This window comes from Verrucomicrobiota bacterium (genome assembly GCA_016871675.1).
In the GTDB taxonomy this organism is placed as follows: Bacteria; Verrucomicrobiota; Verrucomicrobiia; order Limisphaerales; family VHCN01; genus VHCN01.
The window spans coordinates 1-3,522 of record VHCN01000130.1 but is presented as its reverse complement, the minus strand read 5'-3'; the positions used below and the strand labels follow the sequence as shown (position 1 = coordinate 3,522).

At 66.0% G+C, this 3,522-nt stretch carries 4 protein-coding genes; 2 read left to right on the top strand and 2 right to left on the bottom strand.

Annotation, left to right across the window (positions count from 1 at the left end; genetic code table 11):
* Nucleotides 1–55: 55 nt before the first annotated feature.
* Both FJ386_15285 and FJ386_15280 read right to left on the bottom strand, forming a co-directional pair.
* Nucleotides 56–1,498: an ammonium transporter gene (locus FJ386_15285; protein ID MBM3878050.1), complete on the bottom strand. Its 1,443-nt coding sequence runs from the start codon at nt 1,496–1,498 to the stop codon at nt 56–58.
* 39 nt (nt 1,499–1,537) lie between these two features.
* Nucleotides 1,538–1,876 carry a P-II family nitrogen regulator gene (locus tag FJ386_15280; GenBank protein ID MBM3878049.1) on the bottom strand — a complete coding sequence of 113 codons (339 nt, stop codon included), beginning with the start codon at nt 1,874–1,876 and terminating at the stop codon, nt 1,538–1,540.
* Between the two features lie 354 nt (nt 1,877–2,230).
* On the opposite strand from FJ386_15280, the gene FJ386_15275 reads away from it, so the two are divergent.
* The gene (locus FJ386_15275) at nt 2,231–3,136 is read left to right on the top strand and encodes a hypothetical protein (GenBank protein MBM3878048.1); all 906 of its coding nucleotides are present in this window, start codon (nt 2,231–2,233) and stop codon (nt 3,134–3,136) included.
* Nucleotides 3,137–3,311: 175 nt separating this feature from the next.
* A partial coding sequence (locus FJ386_15270; GenBank protein ID MBM3878047.1) for a gfo/Idh/MocA family oxidoreductase occupies nt 3,312–3,522 on the top strand: 211 nt, incomplete at its 3' end.

The window sequence follows — 3,522 nt, the reverse complement described above, 5'->3', positions numbered from 1 at the left end:
CCGCGCCGGGAAGGCTTGCGCCCCGCCCGGCGCGGCAGATTGCGCGTGGGTTCGTTTAGCTGTGGTAGCCTTCTTCGCCGTGCTCGGCGAGGTCGAGGCCCGCGGTTTCAACTTCCTCGCTCGGGCGCAGGCCGCCGACGACCGCCTTCACGATGTAGGCGATGATCGCGGTGCCGACGATGGAGAGAATGATCGTGACGAGGATGGCCTTGATCTGGGACATGAGCAAACCGGCTTTCACGCCGGCCACAACGGGATTGACTTTTTCATCAGCCAGTATGCCTGTGAGCAGCGCGCCCAGTGTGCCGCCCACGCCATGGACGCCGAAGGTGTCCAGCGCGTCGTCGTAACCCAGCATTTTCTTCAGGTAAGACACAGCGAAGTAGGGGACGATCCCCGCCGCGAAGCCGATGATGACCGCGCCCGTGGTGTTGACGAAGCCGCAAGCCGGCGTGACCACCACGAGGCCCGCCACGATGCCAGAGCAGAAGCCGAGCACGCTGGGCTTGCCGCGGGTGATCCATTCACACATGGGCCACACGAAGCCGGCGATGGCCGCCGCGAGCGTGGTGGTGGCGAAGGCGTTCGAGGCGATGGCATCGGCACCGAGCGCGGAACCGGCGTTGAAGCCATACCAGCCGACCCAGAGCATGCCGGTGCCGACCATGCAGAGGACCATGTTGTGCGGCGGCATGGGCTCCTTGCCGAAGCCGAGGCGCTTGCCGAGGATCAGGCACAACATCAGCGCGCTCCAGCCGGAACTCATGTGAACGACCGTGCCCCCGGCGAAATCAAGTGCCTTGATGCCCGCATCGGCGGCGTTCAGCGCACCGCACATATAACCCTTGCCGCTCCACACCATGTGTGCCAGCGGGAAATAAACCACAAACATCCACAGGGCGACAAACAGCAGCACCGCCGAGAATTTCATGCGCTCGGCAATGGCGCCGACGATGAGCGCCGGCGTGATGATGGCGAAAGTGAGTTGGAACATCGCCCACATGCTGTCGCTGATCCAATAGTAACCCGCGCCGACCTTTCCGGGCTCCATGCCTTTGAACATGGCGTTGGCGAGGTCGCCAAAGAAGGCGTTGCCGCCTGAAAACGTCAGGCTGTAGCCGCACAGCCACCACAGGAAGGTGACCATGCCAGCGATGCCCATGCACTGGGCGAGCACGGAGAGCACGTTCTTGCGGCGCACCAGGCCGCCGTAGAACAGCGCCAGGCCGGGCAGGGTCATGAACAGCACCAAGGCGGTGCTGGTCATCTGCCAGGCGTTGTGGCCGGGGCCGGGCGCGTTGATCTTGGAAGGTGCATTGGTCTGCCGTGCCGCGTTGTTCACGTAGGCTTCAAGGTCGGCCAGGCGATCTTCCACTGTGGGTTCCTTGGCCGGAGCGGCGGCTGCGGGCGCTGCCGGGGCAGCGGGCGGCTGTTGCGCGGAGACGTTGAGGGTCATCGCCAGCGCGAACAAGCCGAGGGAGAGGATGAGTTTCTTCATGATGGGTTGGGTGGGTTGGAAGTTGGGGTTGCGGTTGGCCTAGACAGCGGCGTCTCCCTTCTCGTCGGTGCGGATGCGCACGGCGTCGAGCACGGGGCTGACGAACACCTTGCCGTCGCCGATCTTGCCCGTCTTGGCGGTCTTGACGATGGCGCCGACCGCGGCGTCCACGCGGCCGTCGGGCAGGACGAGTTCGAGTTTGATCTTGGGCAGGAAGTCCACGGTGTATTCACTGCCGCGGTAGATTTCGGTGTGGCCTTTCTGGCGGCCGAACCCCTTGACCTCGGTGACGGTCATGCCTTCGATGCCGAGTTCACTGAGGGCGTCCTTCACTTCCTCCAGCTTGAATGGTTTGATGATGGCTTCGATTTTCTTCATGGTTTTGTTCAGTTCAATTTCGTGGCGTCGGGAGCGACAAACCGCCAGCCGGGCCGTCCCCACCGCCTCGCGCAACAAGGCATGTGCAGATTTCCACACGGCGACCCGACCAGCGCATGGCGCTTTAGCAACGCCGATGCCAGCAATGAAACGCCGCGGGTGGCATGATCCGTTTTGGCCTGTAAATCAGGGCTGAATCGCGCGTCAAGAAATCCGCCTGCTGGAAGCCATGGATGAAACGCTGTAGCGAATTGACCAGCAAAGGCGATTTGGGACAGTCCCCGGTGGGTCGGGCACTGACGCGCCGCTTGTCCACGGCCGTGCGTCCGGATAACGTCGGCGCCGTTCCCCTCCATGCGCACGAAGCCCGTCCTCCTCATCGCCGCCGCCGTGCTCGCGGTTGCCGGCACGCTGGCCTCGTGGAATCGCGGCCCTCGCGAACCCGAGTGGAACGGCCGCACCTTCAGCGCGTGGTGGACAGACCTTTATTCGCTCTCCGAACCGTCGCATTCCGCCGCCGCCGTCGCGCGACGCGCGCCCGCGCAACGCGCCATGGGCGAGTTCGGCGTCACGGTGCTTCCGCACATCATTGACCGGATGCGCGCGCCGGACACAGAGGCTCGGTTGCTGGCGGACGAGTGGTTCACGCGCACGGGCTTGCGGCAGCATCCCTTCCCGCCGGGCGCGGCCGAACACGGGCGCGCGATGTTCGCGTTTCAGGCGATCGGCCCCGCGGGCGCCGACGCCATCCCGCACTTGCGCCTGATGCTTGACGACCCGCGTCTTACTCAAGCCGCCGCGATTTCGCTCGGTTGGATCGGGCCGAAGTCCCTCCCTGCGCTCGCCGAGGCCGCGCAGCATCGTGAGGCTTGGGTCCGCTACTGGGGAACGATCGGCCTCGGCTGGCTTGGCGAAGGCGCGCGGCCCGCGGTGCCGAAGTTGCTCGCGGCTTTCACCACCGAGGCCGATCCCCAGGTGCGCAGCGCCATCGCGTGGACACTGCTCCGCGTGCGGTCCGAACTCCCTGCGTCGCTCAACGTGCTCGCCGGCGCACTCCGCGCTCCGGATGCGGACGTGACACCCGTGTTGGCCGACTGGCTCGGTGACTTGGGCCCGCTCGCGAGACCGGTGCTCGCGGACTTGCGCGCGGCGTCGCGAGCAACCACGGGCGATCTCCGGCAGCGAATCGACCGCGCCATCCGACGGATTGAAGCCGCCGACGTCACAACCGCGCCGCGAGGTTTCTCAGCCGTCCGCTGAGCGCGGGATGCGCGGACTTGCAGCCGGATCGCGCAGGCACGCCAACCGCCGGTCGTCATTGCGGCACGACGCGTCGCGACTGTTCGCTCGCGTGCGGGAGACGGGCGATCACCTCCGCAAGCGCTCGTGCTTGCCATCGCCTCGATTGCGCGGGCACATTCGCAGCCGAACTCACATGCAACCCACCATCAAAATCGCCCTCGTCGGCGCCGGCATGTTCGGCGGCGACGTCCACCTCCGCGCCTACGCCGACCTCCAGCGCTTCGGCATCGCCGGCCAGCTCGCCCGCGTCGGCCTGGACAAGTTCTCGCGCGACCTCGCCCCGGTTAAATTCGAACTCGTCGCAGTCGCCACGCGTTCCGAGAAATCCGCCAAACGCGCCGCCG

Excerpts from the sequence above, each read along its gene's own strand:
- FJ386_15285 (MBM3878050.1), bottom strand. The coding sequence starts at position 1,498 with ATGAAGAAACTCATCCTCTCCCTCGGCTTGTTCGCGCTGGCGATGACC.
- FJ386_15280 (MBM3878049.1), bottom strand. The coding sequence starts at position 1,876 with ATGAAGAAAATCGAAGCCATCATCAAACCATTCAAGCTGGAGGAAGTG.
- FJ386_15275 (MBM3878048.1), top strand. The coding sequence starts at position 2,231 with ATGCGCACGAAGCCCGTCCTCCTCATCGCCGCCGCCGTGCTCGCGGTT.